The organism is Aeromonas sp. Y318-1 (genome assembly GCF_027706125.1).
GTDB classification, from domain to species: domain Bacteria; phylum Pseudomonadota; class Gammaproteobacteria; order Enterobacterales; family Aeromonadaceae; genus Aeromonas; species Aeromonas hydrophila.
Window position 1 is genome coordinate 110928 of sequence record NZ_JAPDCM010000008.1, and the last position, 22040, is coordinate 132967.

The following is a 22040-nucleotide window of genomic DNA, read 5'->3' on the forward strand; positions in this document are numbered from 1 at the left end:
CGGCTATGTATAATGTCCTCCCAAAATTGCGTGGAGAGACCCGATGAGCAGCCCGATCAGTGCCGTCAGCCAGATGCTGGAACGAAACCAAGCCCTCTTTGTCGGCAAGCGGCTGCTGGTGTGCGGCGCGCTGGAGGATGACTATCCCCGTCAGCTGGCGACCCTGACCCACTCCCTCACCGTCTTTACCACGGACTACTGCTACTACCGCAGCCAGCAGGCCGCGCTGGGGGATGCCATCCTGTTCGACCATCAGCTCGGCGGTGCCCCCCGTTTCGATGCCCTGCTGCTGCTGATGCCCAAGGCCAAGGCCGAGGCCCAGTATCTGCTGGCCATGATGACTCCACTGCTGGAGGCCGGTGCCGAGCTGTTCCTCGCCGGTGAAAACCGCGGTGGCATCAATGGGGCCGACAAGCTGCTGGCCCCTTATGGCGACAAACCGGTCAAACGCGACTCGGCCCGCCGCTGCTCGCTCTATCACGGCGAGCTGAGCAAACCGGTTGAACCGTTCGAGCTGGATGGCTGGTTTGGCCGCTACCAGTGCCAGGCTGGCGAGACTGAACTGACCGTGCTGGCGCTGCCCGGTGTGTTCAGTGCATCCGAACTGGATCTGGGCAGCCAGATGCTGCTGGCCAGCCTGCCGGCCATGCAGGGATCGCTGCTCGATTTCGGTTGCGGCGCCGGGGTGATTGGCTCGGTGCTGGCCAAGCGCAATCCCGAACTCAAGGTCACCATGGTGGATATCAACGCGCTGGCGCTGGAGTCCAGCCGCCGCACTCTGGCCATCAACGGCCTGCAGGGCGAGGTGCGGGCATCCGACGTCTATTCAGACATTCAGGGGAAATTTGACCGGATCGTCTCCAACCCGCCGTTCCACGCCGGTCTCAAGACCTTCTACGCGGCCACCGAGACCTTCCTGGCCAAGGCGCCGGATCATCTGCAGTCCCAGGGCTCGCTGACGATAGTTGCCAACGCCTTCCTGCGATATCAGCCTATACTGGAGACGCACTTCAAACGGACTGAAGTGATCAGCAGCGATGCCAAATTCAAGGTCTATCTGAGCAAAGTGTAAATAAGTGTAACCAGTCACCGGAAACAGGTAGAGAGCCCCATACGGGATCTGATAAGGTAATTGTCACACCTCAAACCACCCCTTTAGGGGTGTTTTTTTGCATCAAGCTGAAAACCTTTTCATAGTATGAATTCAGGGAGAGAAATACGATGGCAGGCATACTCACCATGATCCTGGCCGGCGGCGAAGGTACTCGCCTCCAGCCACTCACCACCACCCGCAGCAAGCCCTCGGTTCCCTTCGGCGGCAGCTACCGACTGATCGACTTCGTCCTCAACAACTTCGTCAACGCCGACTTCCTGCGCATCTACGTATTGACCCAATTCAAGTCCCAGTCCCTCTATCTGCACATGAAGAAGGGCTGGAACATCGTCGGCATCACGGATCGCTTCATCGACCCGATCCCGGCCCAGATGCGGATGGGCAAACGCTGGTATGACGGCACCGCCGACGCCATCTACCAGAACCTGCGCTTCATCGAGATCTCCGACCCCGAGCACGTCTGCATCTTCGGCTCCGACCACATCTACAAGATGGACGTGAGCCAGATGGTGACCTTCCACAAGCAGAAGGCCGCTGCCCTGACCGTCGCCGCCCTGCGCATGCCCATCGAGGAGGCGAGCGCCTTCGGGGTGATCGAGGTGGATCAGGAGGGCCGGATGATCGGCTTCGAAGAGAAGCCCAAGCGACCCAAGCACATCCCCGGCGATCCCACCCAGGCGCTGGTCTCCATGGGCAACTACATCTTCGAGACCGAGGCGCTCTATCGCGAACTCAAGCGCGATGCCGCCGAGGAGAACTCCAGCCACGATTTCGGCAAGGACATCATCCCCAGCCTGTTCCCGCGCGCCCCCGTCTATGTCTATGACTACAGCACCAACGTCATTCCGGGCGAGAAGCCCAACGTCTACTGGCGCGACGTGGGGACGCTGGACTCTTACTGGCAGGCGCACATGGATTTGGTGGCCGATGATGCCCCCTTCTCTCTCTACAACCGCAAGTGGCCGCTGCACACCCACTACCCGCCGCTGCCGCCCGCCACCTTCGTCGACACCGACGACTGCAAGGTGAAGATTGCCAACTCGCTGATCTCCGGCGGCTGCTTCATTCAGGGTAGCCAGATCCAGCGCTCCATCCTGGGTTTTCGCTGCAACGTGGGGCCTTGCAGCCACATCAGCGAGTCGGTCCTGCTCGGGGACGTGAAGATCGGCGAGGGCTGCTCCATTCGCCGTGCCATCATCGACAAGAACGTTGAAATTGCGCCCGGCACCGTGATCGGTGAAAATCTGGACCATGACAGAGAACGATTTACCGTGTCCGAAGGCGGTATCGTCGTGGTACCTAAGGGAGCAAGAGTTGGCTATTAACCCACTGAAAATCCTGTTCGTTGCCTCGGAAGTTGAGGGGCTTGTGAAGACCGGGGGCCTGGCTGACGTGGCCAGAGCCCTGCCGCTGTACCTGGCCCAGAAGGGGCATGATGTCAGGATCATGCTGCCCTTCTACAAGACGATAAAGCGACGGGATGAGGCCAAACTGCTGGTCTCGCGCTGGCTGCCAACCCACCCGGGCCTGCCGGATATCGGCTATCGCATCTATCAGATGGATCTGGAGGGAGTCTGCGTCTACCTGCTCGACTGCCCGCAGTACTTCGATCGCCCCCAGCTCTACGCCGAGAACAACCAGGCCTATCCGGACAACGGCGAGCGCTTTGCCTTTCTGGCCGCGGCTGCGCTGCACGCCAGCGAACAGCTCGCCTTTGCCCCCGACATAGTGCACTGCAACGACTGGCACACCGGCCTGCTGCCGCTGCTGCTGAAAACCCGTCACGCCCACAACCCTTTCTTCCAGCACACCCGCAGCGTGATCAGCATTCACAACGCGGCCTTTCAGGGGGTATTCGAGCGCCAGCAGTTCTGGGCCGTGCCCGAGATTGCCGACTATGAACAGCGCATCAGTTACGACTACGGCCACGTCAACCTGCTCAAGTGCGGCGTGCTCTATGCCGACAAGATAAACGCGGTCAGCCCCAACTATGCCAGCGAATTGCTGACTCACCTGGGTGCCCACGGCATGGCCAGCATCTTCCAGCAACGGGCGGCGGATCTGCGCGGCATCCTCAACGGCTGTGACTATCAGGACTGGGATCCGGCGTTTGACGACTTCCTGCCGGCCACCTATGACGTCGACGACCTCGCCGGCAAGCGCATCTGCAAGCAGAGCCTGCAACAGGAGACCGGCCTGCCGGTGGTGAATCTGCCTATCTATGGCATGGTGTGCCGGCTGACCGAGCAGAAGGGTGTTCATCTGCTGCTGCCGGTGCTGGACAAGTTTCTGCATCACAAGGTGCAGGTGGTGATCGTCGGCTCGGGAGATCCCTCCCTCGCAGCTCAGCTGCAGACCCTGGCGCAACAATTCCCGGACCGGCTCGCCTTCATCAACACCTATGACGACCGGCTCGCTCATCTGGTGGAAGCGGGTGCCGACTTCTTCCTGATGCCCTCCCTGTTCGAACCGTGCGGACTCAACCAGATGTACAGCCTGGCCTATGGCACCCTGCCGCTGGTGCGGGCCGTCGGCGGCCTGAAAGATACAGTGGTAGACTGGGATGCCGACCCGGAGCACGCCACCGGCTTCTGCTTCAACGATCCGACCGCCAACATCTTGCTCGATGCCATGCGCCGCAGCCTGCTCTACTACCTGCAGGATCCCGAGCAGTTTGCCCGGGTGCAGCGCAATGCCATGAACACCCGCTTCAACTGGCCGGATTCGGTCACTCAATACGAGCAGATGTATCAGGATGCACTGGCCCCCCACTGAGGCAGATTGCTGAAGTTTTGTCCCCTTGATGCTGCTTTGAACGTCAACAGCGAAAAAAGTCCCCTTTGGCTGTTGACGCTCCTTCAAAACTCTATAGAATCCCCCACCGCAGTGATGCGAAGGTGGCGGAATTGGTAGACGCGCTAGCTTCAGGTGTTAGTGTCCCACGGATGTGAGGGTTCGAGTCCCTCTCTTCGCACCATACTGCAACATGCTTTATCAGACAGCATGTCAATCCAGACTGATAACCCGAATGTGCGAAGGTGGCGGAATTGGTAGACGCGCTAGCTTCAGGTGTTAGTGCCCCCCGGGTGTGAGGGTTCGAGTCCCTCTCTTCGCACCATGCTTCTCCAGACAGCATGTAAATCAAAACTGGTAACACAATGTGCGAAGGTGGCGGAATTGGTAGACGCGCTAGCTTCAGGTGTTAGTGTCCCACGGATGTGAGGGTTCGAGTCCCTCTCTTCGCACCATACTGCAACATGCTTTATCAGACAGCATGTCAATCCAGACTGATAACCCGAATGTGCGAAGGTGGCGGAATTGGTAGACGCGCTAGCTTCAGGTGTTAGTGCCCCCCGGGTGTGAGGGTTCGAGTCCCTCTCTTCGCACCATGCTTCTCCAGACAGCATGTAAATCAAAACTGGTAACACAATGTGCGAAGGTGGCGGAATTGGTAGACGCGCTAGCTTCAGGTGTTAGTGTCCCACGGATGTGAGGGTTCGAGTCCCTCTCTTCGCACCATTCATTATGCAAAAGGCCCATCACGAAAGTGATGGGCCTTTTGTTTTTAGCCCTTGTTATGACTATGCTTTTGACGACTCACCGCCCATCGTCATGCCAAGGAACGCATATGATACTGGATACCGACATTCACAACTTCTACGAGCATCTGGTGCTCAAGGAGATTGAGAAACAGGGGCTCAACCAGAAGCTGAGCGCCAACCAGATGGCCGATCTCTGCTGTCTGACCCTGAACCAGCTGCCCTCCCACTACATTCGTCACGACGTCGACATGATCTACTTCCTGACCGATGCCAAGCGTACCGAGATGGAGAAAAACGTCATCGAATCGCTCAAGCTGGCGCAAGAGAAGGTGCAAAGCGCCCCGGCCACCTCGTCATAACCAGGGCTGTTGCCAGATCAGGGCCGCGACGCCCGTCATACCGGCCACCGGCAGCAGGATCAGCGCAGGCCTCAGCCTGGGTTCCAGCATGACCCAGGCGGCCAGCAAGAAGCCCAGGCTCCACATACCGTACGCCTTGTCCTGACCCCAGATCAGGATCGCCAGCAGCCCGATCAGCAGCATGGCTCTCACTATCCATCTCATGACACACTCCCCTCTCAACAATTGATAACAATTATCATTTGTATTTTAGGAGTATGCAATCGGACTTTTCTATCGGAGTCGAATGTCCCATCGGGGCAAACAGAGCACTCAAAAACGGGTTATGAGATCAACTAATTTGTAAGTTTTTCAATCAAAACTGCATTTTTGCTAAATCAGTTGGGATTTGCCCCCCCAGGTTTGTGTTAGATTGCGGCCTCTTTTTGGGTGGGCCCCTCGGGATACGTGTATCCACAGGACGAGAGGGACTGACCTTGGCGAGCAAGAGTTTAGGAAGTATCTATGCAAAACCAACAAAACCACATCCGATTGCCGGGCATGTCGCAGGTGTTTGCCTGCCTGGCCATTTTCCTGGCCCTGGCCTTCTCCTTCACCAGCGTGCTCGACCTGCCAATCCAGTTGGCACTGTTCATCGCCTGGTTCGTCATCATGGGGCTCGGCATCAAGCTCGGTCATGATTACAAATCCCTGGAGCAGGCGGCCGTCGACGGCGTCGCCAAGGGGATGGGGGCCATCCTGATCCTGGTCTCCGTCGGGGCTCTGGTGGGCACCTGGATTGCCGGCGGCATCGTCCCCAGCATCATCTACTTCGGCCTCAAGGTGATTCACCCGTCCATCTTCCTGCTGGCGACCCTGATCATCTGCTCGCTGACCTCACTGGCCACCGGCACCTCCTGGGGCTCGGCTGCCACCGCCGGCATCGCCATGATGGGGATCGGCCACAGCCTCGGCGTGCCCGCACCGCTGGTAGCGGGTGCCGTGCTCTCCGGCGTCTACTTCGGTGACAAGCTCTCCCCGCTCTCAGACTCCGTGGTGCTGGCCTCGACCATGTCCAACGTCGACGTGATGGAACACATCAAGGGGATGCTGCCCATCAGCCTGTTCTCCTATGTCATCACCGCCGCCCTGTTCACCGTGGTCGGCATGCAGTACTCCGGCAACGTCAGCCTGGAGCAGGTCAATCTGGTGATGGAAGCACTCGACAAGCAGTTCAACATCACCCCGCTGGCCATAGTCCCAGTGGTGCTGGTGCTGGGCCTGTTGGCCAACCGCAAACCCGCCTTCCCGGTGATCAGCTTCGGCGCCCTGCTGGGCCTTGTCTGGGCCATCCTGTTCCAGGACATGGATCCGGTCAAGGCGATGCACTCCGCCTACAGTCCGTTTGCCATCACCTCCGGCGTCGACTTCATCGACAACATCCTAGGCCGCGGTGGCATGGAGTCCATGCTGGGCTCGGTGGCCGTCATCATCTTCGGCTTGGGGTTTGGCGGCCTGCTGGAGAAGGTCGGCATTCTGGAAGTGATCGCCAGCGCCTTCGAGAAGCGCATCAAGGGTGCTGGCAGCCTGACTACCCACACCATAGGTACTGCCTTCCTGGCCAACGTGTTCGGCTCGGCCATGTATGTGTCGCTGATCCTGACTCCCAAGATCATGGCCAAGAACTACGACCGGCTGGGACTGGCACGCAAGAACCTCTCCCGCAACGCCGAGTTCGGCGGCACCCTCACCTGCGGCATGGTGCCCTGGAGCGACAACGGCATCTTCATGGCCGGGGTACTGGGGGTGGCGACCCTCGACTACCTGCCCTACATGTGGCTCAGCTTCACCTGCATCATAGTGACCATCACCCTCGCCTATCTCGGCAAGGCGGTGAACCGGATCCCGGTGATCGAGGCGGCCAGCTCCCGCTAACCGCCGGAAAAACCATGACAAAGGCGCCAGCACGGCGCCTTTTGTCTGGCCGCGATTCGAGGGTAAGCTGGCAGTCACCTTGATCACACGCGGCAGGACGCCCAGATGAACTTCACCTTTCGCCAGATCCGCTATTTCGTGGCGGTGGCCGACAGCTTCTCGGTCAGCCGCGCCGCCGCCGAGCTGCACATCTCCCAGTCGGCGGTCACCAGCGCCATCCGCGAGCTGGAGACCGAGCTCGGCGCCGCCCTGTTCGAGCGCAATCCGCGCGGTGTCAGCCTCACCACCCAGGGTCACCAGTTTCTGCTGCACGCCCGTCGCATCCTCGGCGCCATGACCGAAGCCGGCCAGTCCCTCAAGGCGGTGGCCCAGCAGGATCAGGGGCGGCTCACCATAGGCGTGACCACGCTGGTGGCCGGCTACTACCTGTCGGAGGCGCTCGGCCGCTTTCGCCGCGCCTTCCCGGCGGTGCAGATCGAGGTGAAGGAGGATGAGCAGCCCTATCTCGAGCACCAGATCGTCAACGGCGAGGTGGATGTGGGGATCCTGATGACCAACCGCACCATCCGCCAGGAGGCGTTCGATACCGAGCTGCTGACCCGCTCACCGCTACGGGTCTGGCTCGCCGCCAACCACCCGCTCTGCGCCGAGTCGACCCTCTCTCTCAAGGCGCTCGGCGAGGAGGCCATGATCTCGCTGACCGCCGACCAGCTGGACCAGATCATCGGTGGCGGCCTGCGCCGCTACGGCATAGCGCCACGCATCGTGCTGCGTACTGCCTCGGTGGAAGCGGTGCGCAGCCTGGTGGCGAGCCAGCTCGGGCTCGCCCTGCTGCCGGACTTTGCCTACCGCCCCTGGTCGCTGGAGCAGGAGCGGGTCGAGGCCCGCGCCATCAAGGAGCCCATCCCCGCCATCGACATCGGCCTGGTGTGGCGGCGCGGCTCGCGGCTGGAGTGGACCGCCCGCGAGTTCATCGACATAGTGCGGGATCAGAGCCGGCTGCGGGCCCGTCAGCCCCTCGCCCGCTGAACCCGCCCCTTGCACTGTCGTGGTATCTGCCGCAGAAATTCAGATTCATCTGCACTCGATATCGATTTAGCAGATACCTCTGACGTTAAAAATTGAAATTCTCATTGCTCACGGCTTCTCCTACGCTCATGACTAGTTAACAGGATGTTAATTGTCAGCGTGGCATCACAACCGTGCCCGCCCCAGCAAGGAGAGCAAGATGAAACTGACCCCCCTCACCCTGGCCCTGATCCCCGCCCTGCTGGCAGGCCAGACCCAGGCAGCCCCTACCACCCTCGGCAAGGGTGAAGGCCAGCTCAACATCGTGGCCTGGGCCGGCTACGTGGAGCGCGGCGAGACCGACAAGAACTACGACTGGGTCACCGGCTTCGAGCAAGAGACCGGCTGCAAGGTCAACGTCAAGACGGCCGCCACCTCGGACGAGATGGTGGCGCTGATGAACGAGGGAGGCTTCGATCTGGTGACTGCCTCCGGCGACGCCAGCCTGCGCCTCATCGCCGGCGGCAAGGTGCAGGCGCTCAACCTGGCGCTCATCCCGAGCTACGGCAAGATAGACCCCCGCCTGCAGAATGCTCCCTGGCACACGGTGGACGGCAAGCACTACGGCGTGCCCTACCAGTGGGGCGGCAACATCCTGATGTACAACACCAAGGTGTTCCCCAAGGCGCCCGACTCCTGGAGCGTGGTGTTCGAAGAGCAGACCCTGCCGGACGGCAAGTCCAACAAGGGGCGGGTGCAAGCGTTCGACGGCCCGATCCACATCGCCGATGCCGCCCTCTATCTGATGAGCCACCAGCCGGCGCTCGGCATCAAGGATCCTTACGAGCTGAACGAGGATCAGTACAAGGCCGCCCTCGATCTCTTGCGCCAGCAGCGTCAGCTGGTGGGACGCTACTGGCACGACGCCTTCGTCCAGATCGACGACTTCAAGAACGAGGGGGTGGTCGCCTCCGGCTCCTGGCCGTTCCAGGCCAATACCCTGATTGCCGACAAGCAGCCCATCGCCACCACGGTGCCCAAGGAGGGCGTCACCGGCTGGGCCGACACCAGCATGGTGCACAGCGAGGCGAAGAACCTCACCTGTGCCTATCAGTGGCTGGAGCACTCCCTCAACAACAAGCTGCAGGGGGATCTCGCCTCCTGGTTCGGCTCCGTACCCGTAGTGCCAGCCGCCTGCGAGGGCAATGCCCTGCTCGGGAAAGAGGGGTGCAAAACCAACGGCATCGACAACTTCGATCGAGTGCGCTTCTGGCGTACCCCCGTCACCCAGTGCAAGAGCCAGGGAACCTGCGTTCCTTACTACCGCTGGGTCTCGGACTATATCGCCATCCTGGGTGGTCGCTGAGGTGCCTCAGTAAATGCCGATATGGGGCCGGACAGGAGTCCGGCCCGCTTCCCACACAGACAAGGACGCCCCATGAATGCCGTACAATTTGACCGGGTCAGCCGCCACTATGGCGAGGTGAAGGCGGTCGATGACATCTCCTTCCAGATCCCGGCCGGTGAGTTTTTCACCCTGTTGGGGCCGAGCGGTTCCGGCAAGACCACCTGCCTGCGGATGATCGCGGGCTTCGAATACCCGAGCGAGGGGGAGATCCGGCTGTTCGGCGAGCCCTGCTCCACCGTGCCCCCCTATGATCGCAACCTCAATACCGTGTTTCAGGACTACGCCCTGTTTCCCAACATGGATGTGCGCGACAACATCGGCTACGGCCTGATGCTCAAGGGTGTCGCCAAGGCGGAGCGTTACCGCAAGGTGGACGAGATGCTGGAGCTGGTGCGCCTGCCCGGCGTCGGCAACCGCAAGCCCGGCCAGCTCTCCGGCGGCCAGCGCCAGCGCATCGCCATCGCCCGGGCGCTGATCAACCAGCCGCGCATCCTGCTGCTGGACGAGCCGCTCGGGGCGCTCGACCTCAAGCTGCGCGAGCAGATGCAGCTCGAACTGAAAGCCTTGCAGCGCCAGCTCGGCATCACCTTCATCTTCGTCACCCACGATCAGCAGGAGGCGCTCTCCATGAGCGACCGCATCTGCATCTTCAATCAGGGCAAGATTGAGCAGATCGCCGCGCCGGATACCATCTACGACGCCCCCGCCACCCCCTTCGTCGCCCGCTTTGTCGGCACCGTCAACCTGTTCGAGGGGGAGCAGGCCCGCCGTCTGTGCGGCGATGCTCGCCAGATGATGGTGCGCCCGGAACGGATCCGGCTCGCCGAGGCCGGTACACCGGGCTGGTCAGGGGAGGTGCGCGAAGTGGAGTACCTCGGCCCCTTCGTGCGCTACCGGGTCGCTCTCGGCGAGCAGCTCGAGCTTATCGTCAACCACCCCAACGAGGGCCAGGCCCGCCTGCCCCGTGGCGCCCGGGTCAGCCTCAGCTGGCCGGAGCAGGCGATCCATCGCCTGCACACCGCCCCTCAGGGAGCTCAACCATGAGCGCCCCCCACAGTGCGAGCCTTGCCATGAACCAACCCACTGCCCCCCTCTCCTATCGGCCGCTGCGGCGCCTTTCCACCCTGCTCTACGGGCGGCCGGGTCTGTTGCTGGCCATCCTGCTCGGGCCGCCGCTGCTCTGGCTCGGCATCATCTATGTCGGCTCCCTGCTGATGCTGCTCTCCAATGCCTTCTTCGGGCTGGACGAGTTCAGCGGCCAGATCCGCCACGAGCTGGGGCTGCAGAACTTCGTCGCCCTGCTGCGGGCGGAGAACCTGGACGTGATCCTGCGCACCGTCGGCATGTCGCTGCTGGTGACGCTGGCCTGCGCCCTGCTCGGCTTTCCGGTGGCCTACTACATGGCGCGCTACACCAGCGGCAAGACCCGGGCCCTGTTCTACGTCGGCATCATGCTGCCGCTCTGGTCCAGTTATCTGGTGCGAGTCTACGCCTGGAAGCTGATCCTGGCCAAGGAGGGGGTCATCAGCTGGCTGGCAGATACTCTGGGACTGGACTGGCTGCTGGACGCCGTCCTCTCGCTGCCGGTGATCGGGGGGCCGTCGCTGTCGTTCTCGCGCATCGGCACCTTCATCGTGTTCATCTACGTCTGGCTACCCTTCATGATCCTGCCCATCCAGGCGGCGGTGGAGCGGATCCCGCGCTCCCTGCTGGAGGCGAGCGGCGATCTCGGCGCCACCCCGGCCCAGACCTTTCGCACCCTGATCCTGCCGTTGGCCCTGCCCGGCGTGGTGGCGGGCTCCATCTTCACCTTCTCCCTGACGCTGGGGGACTACATCATCCCCGGCATCATAGGCAACTCCACCATGTACATAGGTCAGGTGGTCTACATGCAGCAGGGCACGGCGGGCAACCTGCCCTTCGCCGCCGCCTTCTCGCTGGTGCCGATCCTTATCATCGCCATCTATTTGGCGATAGCAAAACGCTTGGGGGCCTTCGATGCGCTCTAATACCTCCATGAAACGGGACCATGGCAGCCAGCCCTCCGGCCTGCTCAAGTACGCAGCCATCGGCGGCCTCTTGTTCCTGCACTTTCCGATCCTGTTCATCTTCCTCTACGCCTTCACCAGCGAGAGCAAGAGCTACCAGTTCCCACCGCCCGGGCTCACCCTCAAGTGGTTCGAGGTGACCCTCAACCGCCCCGACGTGTGGCGCGCCATCCAGCTGTCGCTGGAGGTAGCGGGGCTGGCGACGCTGGCCGCCATGGTACTCGGCACTCTGGCGGCGGGGGCCATCGCCCGCAGCCGCTTCTTCGGCCAGGAGGTGGTGTCGCTCTTGCTGGTGCTGCCCATCGCCCTGCCCGGCATCGTCACCGGCATCGCGCTGCGCTCCGCCTACGGGGTGATGGAGATCCCCTTCAGCTTCTGGACCATCGTCATCGGTCACGCCACCTTCTGCGTGGTGGTGGTCTACAACAATGCCCTGGCGCGCTTTCGCCGCACCAACCAGAGCCTCATCGAGGCGTCGATGGATCTCGGTGCCGACGGCTTCCAGACCCTGCGCTACGTGATCCTGCCCAACCTCGCCACCGCCCTGCTGGCGGGGGGCATGCTGGCGTTCGCCCTCAGCTTTGACGAGGTGATCGTCACCACCTTCACCGCCGGCCAGCAGACCACGCTGCCGATCTGGATGTATCAGGAGCTGATCCGGCCACGGGACAGGCCGGTCACCAACGTGGTGGCGCTCATCATAGTGGCCTTCACTACCATTCCCATTCTGCTTGCCTACTACCTCACTCGCGACGGCCAGGACGTCGCAGGCAGTGGCAAATAACGACTCAACGCGTGCGCAAGGATGCAACCATGAAACTCTCTACCCAACTCTTGATCGACGGTCAGTTCGTCACCGGTGACGGCCAGGCCGAGCCCATCCTCAACCCGGCCACCGGGGAACTTCTCGCCTCGGTGCCAGAAGCCTCTTTCGAGCAGGTGAACCGGGCGGTGAACGGCGCCCAGCGCGCCTTCGCCCAGTGGAGCCGCACTACCCCGGCGAGCCGCAGTACCCTGCTGCTGCGCCTGGCCGACGCCATCGAGCGCCACGCCGAGGAGTTTGCGGCGCTCGAATCCCTCAACTGCGGCAAGCCCTATCTGGCGGTGCTCAATGACGAGCTGCCGGCGGTGGTGGACTGCTTCCGCTTCTTCGCCGGCGCGGCCCGCTGTCTGCAGGGGCCGCTGGCGGGGGAGTACATCGAGGGGCACACCAGCATGATCCGTCGCGATCCCATCGGGGTGGTGGGCAGTATCGCCCCCTGGAACTATCCGTTGATGATGGCGGCCTGGAAGATGGCCCCGGTGCTCGCCGCCGGCAATACGGTGGTGCTCAAGCCCTCCGAGCAGACCCCGCTCACCGCCCTGCGCCTGGCGGAGCTCGCCAGCGAGCTCTTCCCGCGCGGTGTCATCAACATCGTCTGCGGCCGGGGCGAGAGCGTGGGGGCGCCGCTGGTGGAGCACCCGCTGGTGCGCATGGTGTCGCTCACCGGTGACATCGCCACCGGCCAGAAGATCCTGCAGAGCGCCGCCCGCACCATGAAGCGAACCCACCTGGAGCTGGGCGGCAAGGCGCCGGTCATCATCTTCGACGATGCGGATCTGGAGGCCGTGGTGGCGGGCATTCGTACCTTCGGCTTCTACAACGCCGGCCAGGATTGCACCGCCGCCTGCCGCATCTATGCCCAGGGCAAGATCTACGACAAGTTTGTCGCCGCCATGACGGATGCGGTCGCCTCCATCAAGGTGGGCGGTCCGCGCGAGGAGGGGGTGGAGATGGGGCCGCTCATTTCGGACCGGCAGCGCAACCGGGTGGCCAGCTTCGTGGAGCGGGCCCAGAGCAGCGGTCACGTGGAGGTGACGGCGGGGGGCAAGATCCGCCCGGGCAACGGCTTCTTCTTCGAGCCGACCCTGATCGCCCATGCCCGTCAGGAGGATGAAATCGTGCGCCGCGAAGTGTTCGGCCCGGTGGTGTCGGTGACCCGCTTCAGCGACACCGAGCAGGTGGTGCAATGGGCCAACGACTCCGACTACGGCCTCGCCAGCTCGGTCTGGACCCGTGATCTCGGCCTTGCCAGCAAGGTGGCCAGCCACCTGCAATATGGCTGTACCTGGATCAACACCCACTTCATGCTCACCTCCGAGATGCCCCACGGCGGCATGAAGATGTCAGGCTACGGCAAAGATCTCTCCCTCTACGCGCTGGAGGACTACACGGTGCCGCGCCACATCATGCTCAAGCTGTGAGGCTCGGCCAACCGAACACGAAAAGCAGAAGGCCCCGCATGGCGGGGCCTTCTCTCTGAGCACTCTGCATCTTCACGCCACGCTGGCGATCATGGCCGGGGACGGTACCGGTCGAACCGGTGCGGTCTGCGGCCATCGCGCCAGGGCGTCGTCGGCTTAGCGCTGCTTGCCGCTGCCGATACCGAACGGAATGCGGTAGTCGCTGCTCTGATCACCCAGGCTCACGGTCAGGTTGCCCTGGGTGCGGCTCGGGATCTGCACTTGCTGGGTGCCCATCAGGTTGGCATGGACGGAGGCAACCACGTCGCCAGACTCGTCACGCACTTCCAGCATGGGGTTGGCCTTGCCTTCGACGGCGGCGGTCGCGTGCCAGTTCACAAACAGCACGCCCGGGGCGGCGTTGAAGTCAGCCGGAACGGAAGCCTGGGCGAAACCTGCGGTCATCAGGCCTGCAACGGCCAGCATCTTGATTACGTTTTTCATGTTCATTCACTCTCTTGGTTTTTATGTCATTGCCTGGGCCGACGGGCCCGAATCAATGCATCCTTGCAAGAGGTTATTCAAATAGTGTGTTGTTCTTTCACCGACATCCGGCACCCTGTTTGAGAGTGCCACAGCCTTGAACGACCAGTTATTTGGCCGCTTGGCGTTCCTGCCTAAGCGTTGAGTGAATATTAAACATCCAGGCTCGCCATTGTTAGCGAGATAAACTGGCCTAGATGTTCAAAAAATCTGAAGTGGCTGTACATCCCGGGTTCAGCGAAGAGCAAACCCCCACCGGCAGGGTAATGAGCGTAATCCGGCTGCCATACGGGCCCGGCAGATCACGCCGGCTCGGTACGCCGGCGCCCGCCTTGCCAGGTGGTACCCATGGAGGCGACGATGATCGCCGCGATCCCCAGCCACTGGGCAGGGGGCAATTGTTCCCCCAGCAACAGCAACCCCATCAGGGCCCCCATGGCGGGTTCACCGCTGGTCAGAATGCCGTAGCTCTTGAGCGGCAGCCGGCGCAGGGCAAACATCTCGAGGGAGTAGGGAATCGCGCTGGAGAGCAGCCCTACCCCCACGATGGTCAACACCACGGGCAGGGTGAAGGTCGCCTCACTCGCACCACCGAGGCCGAAGGGCAGTACCAGCAAGGCCCCCACCCACATGCCCAGCGTCGGCGCCTGCGCCCCCAGCAGGGCACCGGCCCGCTTGCCGGTTAGCATATAGAGCCCCCAGAACACCCCGGCCCCGAGCGCCAACGCCGCCCCCAGCGGATCGAGGGTCTGTTCGGCCGCCCGCAGCGGCAGCAACAACAGCAGGCCGACGATGGCCAGCGCCAGCCAGAGGAAGTCTGCCCGATGGCGCGAGCCGAGCAGCGCCACTGTCAAGGGGCCGATGAACTCGATGGCCAGCGCCACGCCGAGAGGGATCCGCTCGATCGCCAGATAGAAGAGCAGATTCATTGCTCCCAGCGACAGCCCATAGGGGATGGCCCCCAGCAGGGTGTGTCGATCGAAGGGCATTCGCCAGATGCGAAACACCAGTGAGAGGAGCAGGGCGGCGCATCCCAGTCGGAACAAGGTGGTACCGGCGGCCCCGATCAGGGGAAACAGGGACTTGGCCAGCGAGGCACCGAGGGTAATCGACAGCATGGCGAGGATGACCGCCAGCAGGGAGGAGAAAGCAGTGGTGTTCGGCGGCATCTTGTTCAAACCTGAGCAGACAATGAGAAGTAAAATATATCTGGCGACGGCCATAATTTCGGTCTAAAACTGGCCCTATTCGATAATTTTTATCTCTCTCCCCATGACCGACAAATTCGATCTGCTTATCCTCGCCGAACTGCAGCAGGATGCCCGCCTGCCGATCCCCGAGCTGGCCCACCGGGTCGGCCTCTCGGCACCGGCTTGTTACCGCCGCGTGCGGGTGCTGCGGGAGGCGGAACTCATCGAACGGGAGGTCGCGCTGGTGGCACCGGCCACCATGGGCTGGCCCATCACCATGCTGGTGCTCGTGACGCTGGAGCGGGATCACGGCCGCATCGTCGATGAGATGATCGCCAGCCTGCAAGGGGAGCCGGAGGTCATGGACCTCTGGTACGTCACGGGGGAGCAGGACTTCGTGCTGCAGGTCGCCGCACGGGACATGCAGAGCTACGACCTGTTTACCCGGCGGGTGCTGCATGCCAGGGAGCAGGTGCGCAGCTTCAAGACCCTGGTGGTCATGAAACAGCACAAACGCTGCGGAGCCTTGCTGCCTGCCTGAGGTGAGAGCGCACTGCCCGGTCGGGCCGGCACGTCCCTTGGGAAGAAATCAGATGAAGGATGGCGCCTTGAGCGCGGCGCCAGATGTCAACCGGGGCGGGATTACCCGCCCCGGCTAGGTCAGACCGCCGCCAGCTCCTCCTCCGTCATCGGCCGCAACACCTTGCAGGGGTTGCCGGCCGCCACCACACCTGCCGGCACATCCTTGGTCACCACCGAGCCCGCGCCAATGACGCTGTTGTCCCCTATGGTGACGCCGGGGCAGATGACTGTGCTCCCGCCAATCCAGACGTTGTGGCCGATCCGCACCGGCTTGCCGAACTCCACCCCCTTGATGCGCGGCGCCACCGCCACCGGGTGAGCGGCGGTGTAGATCTGCACCCCGGGCGCCAGCAGCACGTTGTCACCGATATGCACCTCGCAAACATCGAGGATGGTGCAGCCCACGTTGGCGTAGAAGTTCTCCCCCACGAAGATGTTGGCGCCATAGTCGCAAAAGAACGGCGGGTTGATGGCGCACGCTTGGCCACGGCCGCCCAGCAGTTCATGGAGCAGGGCATCCCGCGCCGGTTTCTCCTGCCAGCTGGTGTTGAAGGTGTGATAGAGCCTGCGGCAGCGCTCGCGCGCCGCTTTCAGCTCGGGGTCACCTGCATCATAAGGCGCCCCCGCTACCATCTTCTGCCACTCGGCGCCGCGCACCGCCGTCTTCGTCATCACCTCGTTCATCGCCTACTCCACTAGCCAGATCAGGGATTCATAAGGGCGCAGCATACAGGACTGCGGCCGGGCCGGGCTATCTGGGTAGTTGCCCAGCAGCAGGCGCCCCTTGCCGGTGGCCAGCTCGTCCGGCAGGGCGAAGGTGGCCGGCTCGCCGTAGAAGTTGCTCACCACCAGCAATGTCTGGCCGTTGGCGCGGCGGGCATAGGCCCAGATCTGCGGGTGCCCCGCCAGCAGCTCCTGATAATCCCCCTGGGTAAAGATGGGATGAGTCTTGCGCAGGCGGATCAAATCCCGGTAGTGCCAGAACACCGAGCTCTGGTCGGCCAGCGCCGCCTCGGCGTTGATCAGCGGGTAGTTGGCGGCGGGCTTGAGCCAGGGCGTTCCTCTGGTGAAGCCGGCGTTGGCCGCGGCGCTCCACTGCATCGGGGTGCGCGAGTTGTCGCGGGACTTGGCGCCGAGAATGGCCAGGATCTCGGCCTCGCTCATCCCCTCGGCCTGCTTGATGGCGAAGATGTTGCGGCTCTCCACATCCTGATAGTCATCGATGCGCTGATAACCGGGGTTGGTCATGCCGATCTCCTCCCCCTGATAGATGTAGGGGGTGCCCTGCAAGCCGTGCAGCGTGCTGGCCAGCATCTTGGCGGCCACCACCCTATGCTCGCCCTCGTCACCGAAGCGGGAGACGATGCGCGGCTGATCGTGGTTGCACCAGAACAACGCCGACCACCCCTTGCCGTGCATGCCGCTCTGCCAGTGGTTGAAGATGCGCTTGAGTTCGAGGAAATCGAACGGCGCCTTGGTCCACTTGTCGCCGTTGGGGTAATCCACCTTGAGGTGGTGGAAGTTGAACACCATGGAGAGCTCGGAGCCATCCAGCGCGCCGTAGCGCTGGCAGTGCTCCAGCGAAGTAGAGGACATCTCCCCCACCGTCATGGCGCCGACCGGGGCAAAGACGTCGCGGCTCACGTCCTGTAAAAATTCGTGGATACGCGGTCCGTCGGTGTAGAAGCGGCGGCCATCACCCACCTCGTCATTCGGGAACGCCTGATCCTTGGAGATGAGGTTGATGACGTCGAGCCGGAAACCGTCCACCCCCTTCTTGGCCCAGAAGTGGATGATGTTTTTCACCTCGGCACGTACCGCCGGGTTCTCCCAATTGAGATCCGCCTGCTCGCGGGCAAACAGGTGCAGGTAGTACTGACCGGTGGCGGGATCCAGCTCCCAGGCGCTGCCGCCAAACTTGGACTGCCAGTTGTTGGGCACGCCGCCGCCCACCGGATCGCGCCAGATGTAGTAATCGCGGTAGGGGCTGTTTTTATCCCCCAGCGCCGACTTGAACCAGGCGTGCTCGGTGGAGGTGTGGTTCACTACTATATCCATCACGATGCGGATGTCGCGCGCGTGGGCGGCAGCCAGCAGCGCCTCGAAGTCGGCCATGGTGCCGTAGGTGGGGTCGATGGCAAGGTAGTCGGCGATATCGTAGCCGTTGTCCACCTGCGGGGAGACGTAGACCGGAGTCAGCCAGAGGGCATCGACGCCGAGGGTCTTGAGATAGTCGAGGCGGGCCATGATCCCCTTGAGATCGCCGGTGCCACGGGCAGCGGAATCCTGAAAGCTCTTGGGGTAAATCTGGTAAATCACGGCGCTCTGCCACCAGGGTGTTTGGCTCATGGGTCTTGCTCTTGTCTCGAATGAAAAAGGGAGAGGGCGACCCCTGCGGGTCGCCCTGATGCGTGGGATCAGGCGCTGGCCTGGGCCAGCTTGCCGGCCGCCTGCTGGCGCTTGTAGACCAGCAGGGTCAGCACCACAGGCACCACGATGGCCACCAGCATGGCGAGGGAATAAACGGCCCAGTATTGCGGCTGGATGGAGAGGATGCCAGGCAGGCCCCCTACCCCGATGCCGTTGGCCATCACCCCGGCGAAACCGCAGATGAGGGCCGCAAGGCTGGAGCCCACCATGGCGCACAGCATGGGGAACTTGTACTTGAGGTTGATGCCGTACATGGCCGGCTCGGTCACCCCCAGATAGGCGGAGATGGCGGCAGGCACCGAGATCTCCCGCTCGTTCTCCTTGCGGCTGATCAGAATGATGCCGACGACCGCAGATGCCTGGGCGATGTTGGAGAGGGCGATCAGCGGCCAGATCGGGGTGCCACCCATGCTCTGCATCAGCTGCAGATCCACCGCGTTGGTGGTGTGGTGGATGCCGGTGATGACCAGCGGCGCATAGAGGAAGCCGAACAGGGCAGCACCGATGGGGGCAAACGAACCTGTCATGGCCGCCTTGGCAGCGAAACCGACGCCGTCACCCAGCCAGCGCCCGAACGGGCCGATAAAGGCGTGGGCCACGATCACCGCCAGCAGCAGCGAAACGAACGGCACGATCACCAGATAGAGATAGGCCGGAATGATCCGCTTGAGGTTGGTCTCCACCCAGGCCAGGAATACCCCCGCCAGCAGGGCCGGAATGACCTGGGCCTGATAACCCACCTTCTGGATCACGAACAGACCGAAGTCCCACACCTCGGGGGTCTGCTGACCGATGCCATAGGCGTTCATCAGTTGCGGGGAGACCAGGGTGATACCGAGCACGATACCCAGGATCTCGGAGCCGCCCATCTTCTTGACCGCAGACCAGCAGACGCCCACCGGCAGGAAGTGGAAGATCGCCTCGCCCAGCAGCCAGAGGAAGGCATGCACCTGCGCCCAGAACTGGCTGATCTCGGTGAGGGAATGAGTGCCATCGTCGAACATCTTGATGTCGCCGATGACGTTGCGAAAGCCCAGGATCAGACCGCCGGTGATGATGGCGGGCAGCAGCGGCACGAAGATCTCCGCCAGATGGGAGATGCCCCGCTCCAGCGGATTCATGTTCTGGCGCGCAGCCTGCTTGGCGGCCTCCTTGCTGCCGCCGCTGACGCCGATCTCTTCGATCAGCGCCTTGTACCACTGCTCCACCTCGTTGCCGATGACCACCTGAAACTGGCCGCCCTGGGTGAAACTCCCCTTCACCGCCGGGATGGTTTCGATGGCCTTGCTGTCGGCTTTGGCCGGATCGTTGAGGACGAAGCGCAGCCGGGTCAGGCAGTGGCTGACGGTGGCGATGTTCTCCTTGCCACCGATCTTGTCGATGAGCGTGGCCAGGTGTTGTGCGTTGATCTTGGACATGAGTCTTCCCTCTGTGACTCCATTGATATTGGTCTGCGTCGCCCTTTTGGGCCAGTCAGTGGGCCCGAGCGTTTTTGGTATCGTTCCCATTTAGCATGCCGACAATCTGGCCAGATCAAAATGGGAACGTTCCCATTTCGTGGCCGAGCTCACAAAAAGCACAGTTTTTGTGCAGGACTAGGTGATGGTAATCACAGAGGGTGGCTGGGGGCTATGGTCGCCAGCGGGGGCAGATCCTGCTCGATCTGGCCGAGCAGCTGACGGGCAGCCTGCTCGCCCGCCCCCTTGTAGCCGAGATCCAGGCTGAGGGCGTTGGGGAAGAGAAAGCTGAGCATGGGGTTGTTGCCAAGGCCGGTCACCAGCACCTCGCTGCGCCCCTGCTCCTGCAGGTATTTCGCCGCGCCGATGGCGAGGGTGTCGCTGGCGCAAACCAGGGCGCCGGTGGTCGGGGTGAGTAGCTCCCCCGCCAGCCGGTAGCCGCTCTGCAGGCTGAGATCGCCGAGGGCGCTGCGCGCCGCCAGCCCTTGCTCGGCACAGTAGCCGAGGTAGGCGTCGAGCCGGCGCTGGCCGGTGGTGAGGTCGCTGGTATCCACCCCCAGGTAGGCGATGTCGCGAATGCCGCGGGCGGCAAGCTGGTCCAGCATGGCGTGCACCGCACCGGCATCGTCGAAACAGACCGAGGAGAAGCCGGGGTGATCGCGGGCGACCAGCACCAGCTTATCCCTGAGCGGCGCCATGGCGGCATAGTCCAGATCGTTGAAGGCGAACAAGATGATGCCATCCACCCCGCGCCGCTCCAGCACCGCCAGATGCTCCTGCACCTTGGCGGGGGAGAACTTGCTCTCCATCAGCACGGCGTCGTAACCGCGCTGGTAGAGAGTCTCCAGCATGCCGCGCACCGCCTGGTTTTCCGAGCTGGAGTCGAGCCGCGAGACGATGATCCCCACCACCTGCTGGCTCTGGCTGCGCATGGCCCGCGCCGACTTGCTCGGCACGAAGCCGTGTTCGGCGATGATCTGCTCCACCCGGTCGCGCGTCGCCTGCTTCACCTTGGGATCCTGATTGAGCACCCGGGAGACGGTCGACTTGCCGACACCACTGAGTCGGGCGATATCGAGGATGGTCAGTTTTTTGTCCATGAAGTGGCTCACAGGGGCTCGGCGGTGGAATTGCCCACATTGTTGTGATTAACCCCTGTGAATACAAGCCCATGGCGTTAGAATGCCCCTTTGGCCCCGGCGAACGCCGTGCCATTCGCCATCGCACAGGACGCGCATTATGGATCTGCTGGCCAGTCTGCACTTCTCCCTCTCCATTACGGGCCCCATCTGCGTGGTGCTGCTGCTTGGCATCTGGCTCAAGCAGCTGGGTCTGTTGCCCGACAGCTTCGTCGAGTCCGCCTCCCGCCTGGTGTTCCAAGTCACTCTGCCCGCCCTGCTGTTCCTCAGCATGGTGCGCACCGACTTTTCCACCATGCCGAGCCCCTGGCTCATCCTCTACGGCCTGCTCGGCACCCTCACCGGCTTTCTGGTGCTGGAGCTGCTGGCAGCCCGCTTCATCCCCGAGCGGCGCCAGCGCGGCATCTTCGTGCAGGGCAGCTTTCGCGGCAACATGGGGATCATGGGGCTAGCCTATGTACAGAACGCCTACGGTGCCGAGGGGATCGGCGCCGCCGCCCTGCTGGTGGGCTCGGTCACCGTGCTCTACAACGTGCTCGCGGTGATCACCCTGACCCGCAGCCTGGGGGGCAGCAAGGGGATCAAGCCGATCCTCAAGGGGATCGCCAAAAATCCGCTGATAATCGCCATTCTGTCCGCCCTGCCCTTCGGCCTGCTCGGCATCGAGCTGCCCCAGCTGGTGATCACCACCGGCAACTACTTCGCCAACATGACCCTGCCGCTGGCCTTGCTCTGCACCGGCGCCAGCCTCAATCTCAAGGCCCTGCGCGGGGGCGCCCTGCTGACCGGCTGGGCCACCGCCAACCGGCTGTTCTGCATCCCGGTGCTACTGGTGATGGGGGCCTGGGCGCTGGGCTTCAGCCCGCAGGCGCTCGGTATCCTGTTTCTCATCAGCTCCACCCCCACCGCAGCCGCCAGCTATGTGATGACCCGCGCCATGGGGGGTGACAGCGTGCTGGCAGCCAACATCATCGCCACCACCACGCTCGGTTCTCTGGTCAGCACCAGCCTGGGCGCCGCCCTGATGAACTACCTGGGACTGATGGGCTAGCCAGCAGCTTGACCTTGCCGCGGGCGGCAGCT

General features: G+C 62.8%; 20 protein-coding genes and 5 tRNA genes. 18 read left to right on the plus strand and 7 right to left on the minus strand.

Features of this window, described 5'->3' with window-relative positions; translation table 11 throughout:
• Nucleotides 1-43 precede the first annotated feature (43 nt).
• From rsmC to OKB87_RS13405, 9 genes are all read left to right on the plus strand, one after another.
• Entirely contained in the window at nucleotides 44-1072 is a 1029-nt protein-coding gene (rsmC, locus tag OKB87_RS13365) for a 16S rRNA (guanine(1207)-N(2))-methyltransferase RsmC (protein ID WP_270827716.1), read from the plus strand.
• 149 nt (nucleotides 1073-1221) lie between these two features.
• Nucleotides 1222-2439, plus strand: a complete 1218-nt coding sequence (gene glgC / locus OKB87_RS13370) for a glucose-1-phosphate adenylyltransferase (RefSeq protein ID WP_011707513.1) — start codon at nucleotides 1222-1224, stop codon at nucleotides 2437-2439.
• Nucleotides 2429-3889: a glycogen synthase GlgA gene (gene glgA / locus OKB87_RS13375; RefSeq protein WP_270827717.1), complete on the plus strand. Its 1461-nt coding sequence runs from the start codon at nucleotides 2429-2431 to the stop codon at nucleotides 3887-3889. The genes glgC and glgA overlap by 11 nt, the downstream gene beginning before the upstream one ends.
• A 116-nt stretch (nucleotides 3890-4005) precedes the next feature.
• Nucleotides 4006-4091 (plus strand) — tRNA-Leu (locus OKB87_RS13380).
• A 55-nt stretch (nucleotides 4092-4146) separates the two neighbouring features.
• Nucleotides 4147-4232 (plus strand) — tRNA-Leu (locus tag OKB87_RS13385).
• 44 nt (nucleotides 4233-4276) lie between these two features.
• Nucleotides 4277-4362: transfer RNA gene (locus tag OKB87_RS13390), tRNA-Leu, on the plus strand.
• 55 nt (nucleotides 4363-4417) lie between these two features.
• A tRNA-Leu gene (locus tag OKB87_RS13395) sits at nucleotides 4418-4503 on the plus strand.
• Nucleotides 4504-4547: 44 nt separating this feature from the next.
• A tRNA-Leu gene (locus tag OKB87_RS13400) sits at nucleotides 4548-4633 on the plus strand.
• Between the two features lie 109 nt (nucleotides 4634-4742).
• On the plus strand, nucleotides 4743-5015 hold the full coding sequence (locus OKB87_RS13405; protein ID WP_181014716.1) for a late competence development ComFB family protein: 273 nt from the start codon (nucleotides 4743-4745) through the stop codon (nucleotides 5013-5015).
• Here OKB87_RS13405 and OKB87_RS13410 read toward each other — a convergent pair.
• A complete protein-coding gene (locus tag OKB87_RS13410; protein WP_011707516.1) occupies nucleotides 5010-5219 on the minus strand; it encodes a hypothetical protein in 210 nt (69 codons plus the stop codon). The genes OKB87_RS13405 and OKB87_RS13410 overlap by 6 nt on opposite strands.
• A 300-nt stretch (nucleotides 5220-5519) precedes the next feature.
• Between OKB87_RS13410 and nhaC the strand changes: the two genes are divergently transcribed.
• The 7 genes from nhaC to OKB87_RS13445 all read left to right on the plus strand — a co-directional run bounded on the left by nhaC (nucleotide 5520) and on the right by OKB87_RS13445 (nucleotide 13637).
• Entirely contained in the window at nucleotides 5520-6929 is a 1410-nt protein-coding gene (gene nhaC / locus OKB87_RS13415; RefSeq protein ID WP_017409482.1) for a Na+/H+ antiporter NhaC, read from the plus strand.
• 105 nt (nucleotides 6930-7034) lie between these two features.
• On the plus strand, nucleotides 7035-7958 hold the full coding sequence (locus tag OKB87_RS13420; RefSeq protein ID WP_043127025.1) for a LysR family transcriptional regulator: 924 nt from the start codon (nucleotides 7035-7037) through the stop codon (nucleotides 7956-7958).
• A 199-nt stretch (nucleotides 7959-8157) separates the two neighbouring features.
• Nucleotides 8158-9303, plus strand: a complete 1146-nt coding sequence (locus OKB87_RS13425; protein WP_024944803.1) for an ABC transporter substrate-binding protein — start codon at nucleotides 8158-8160, stop codon at nucleotides 9301-9303.
• 72 nt (nucleotides 9304-9375) lie between these two features.
• Nucleotides 9376-10389 (plus strand): ABC transporter ATP-binding protein, encoded by a 1014-nt coding sequence (locus OKB87_RS13430; protein ID WP_270827719.1) that lies wholly within the window; start codon nucleotides 9376-9378, stop codon nucleotides 10387-10389.
• Nucleotides 10386-11354 (plus strand): ABC transporter permease, encoded by a 969-nt coding sequence (locus OKB87_RS13435; protein WP_270827720.1) that lies wholly within the window; start codon nucleotides 10386-10388, stop codon nucleotides 11352-11354. The genes OKB87_RS13430 and OKB87_RS13435 overlap by 4 nt, the downstream gene beginning before the upstream one ends.
• Nucleotides 11355-11361: 7 nt before the next feature.
• A complete protein-coding gene (locus tag OKB87_RS13440; protein ID WP_019840685.1) occupies nucleotides 11362-12177 on the plus strand; it encodes an ABC transporter permease in 816 nt (271 codons plus the stop codon).
• A gap of 29 nt (nucleotides 12178-12206) precedes the next feature.
• A complete protein-coding gene (locus OKB87_RS13445; RefSeq protein ID WP_270827721.1) occupies nucleotides 12207-13637 on the plus strand; it encodes a gamma-aminobutyraldehyde dehydrogenase in 1431 nt (476 codons plus the stop codon).
• Between the two features lie 156 nt (nucleotides 13638-13793).
• Here the strand turns inward: OKB87_RS13445 and OKB87_RS13450 are convergent, their stop codons facing one another.
• Both OKB87_RS13450 and OKB87_RS13455 read right to left on the minus strand, forming a co-directional pair.
• Nucleotides 13794-14126 (minus strand): hypothetical protein, encoded by a 333-nt coding sequence (locus OKB87_RS13450; protein ID WP_016352131.1) that lies wholly within the window; start codon nucleotides 14124-14126, stop codon nucleotides 13794-13796.
• Nucleotides 14127-14461: 335 nt separating this feature from the next.
• The gene (locus tag OKB87_RS13455) at nucleotides 14462-15328 is read right to left on the minus strand and encodes an EamA family transporter (RefSeq protein WP_270827722.1); all 867 of its coding nucleotides are present in this window, start codon (nucleotides 15326-15328) and stop codon (nucleotides 14462-14464) included.
• Nucleotides 15329-15431: 103 nt separating this feature from the next.
• On the opposite strand from OKB87_RS13455, the gene OKB87_RS13460 reads away from it, so the two are divergent.
• Nucleotides 15432-15890 carry an Lrp/AsnC family transcriptional regulator gene (locus OKB87_RS13460; protein WP_215783410.1) on the plus strand — a complete coding sequence of 153 codons (459 nt, stop codon included), beginning with the start codon at nucleotides 15432-15434 and terminating at the stop codon, nucleotides 15888-15890.
• 119 nt (nucleotides 15891-16009) lie between these two features.
• Here OKB87_RS13460 and OKB87_RS13465 read toward each other — a convergent pair whose 3' ends face one another.
• The 4 genes from OKB87_RS13465 to treR all read right to left on the minus strand — a co-directional run bounded on the left by OKB87_RS13465 (nucleotide 16010) and on the right by treR (nucleotide 20918).
• Nucleotides 16010-16615 carry a sugar O-acetyltransferase gene (locus tag OKB87_RS13465; protein ID WP_270827723.1) on the minus strand — a complete coding sequence of 202 codons (606 nt, stop codon included), beginning with the start codon at nucleotides 16613-16615 and terminating at the stop codon, nucleotides 16010-16012.
• A 3-nt stretch (nucleotides 16616-16618) separates the two neighbouring features.
• Nucleotides 16619-18280 carry an alpha,alpha-phosphotrehalase gene (treC, locus tag OKB87_RS13470; RefSeq protein WP_270827724.1) on the minus strand — a complete coding sequence of 554 codons (1662 nt, stop codon included), beginning with the start codon at nucleotides 18278-18280 and terminating at the stop codon, nucleotides 16619-16621.
• Nucleotides 18281-18348: 68 nt separating this feature from the next.
• Nucleotides 18349-19779, minus strand: a complete 1431-nt coding sequence (treB, locus tag OKB87_RS13475; RefSeq protein ID WP_270827725.1) for a PTS trehalose transporter subunit IIBC — start codon at nucleotides 19777-19779, stop codon at nucleotides 18349-18351.
• A 191-nt stretch (nucleotides 19780-19970) separates the two neighbouring features.
• Nucleotides 19971-20918 (minus strand): trehalose operon repressor TreR, encoded by a 948-nt coding sequence (gene treR / locus OKB87_RS13480; protein WP_043160588.1) that lies wholly within the window; start codon nucleotides 20916-20918, stop codon nucleotides 19971-19973.
• A gap of 139 nt (nucleotides 20919-21057) precedes the next feature.
• Here treR and OKB87_RS13485 point away from each other — a divergent pair, with 139 nt between their 5' ends.
• Nucleotides 21058-22008 carry an AEC family transporter gene (locus OKB87_RS13485; protein ID WP_077095217.1) on the plus strand — a complete coding sequence of 317 codons (951 nt, stop codon included), beginning with the start codon at nucleotides 21058-21060 and terminating at the stop codon, nucleotides 22006-22008.
• Nucleotides 22009-22040: the final 32 nt, after the last annotated feature.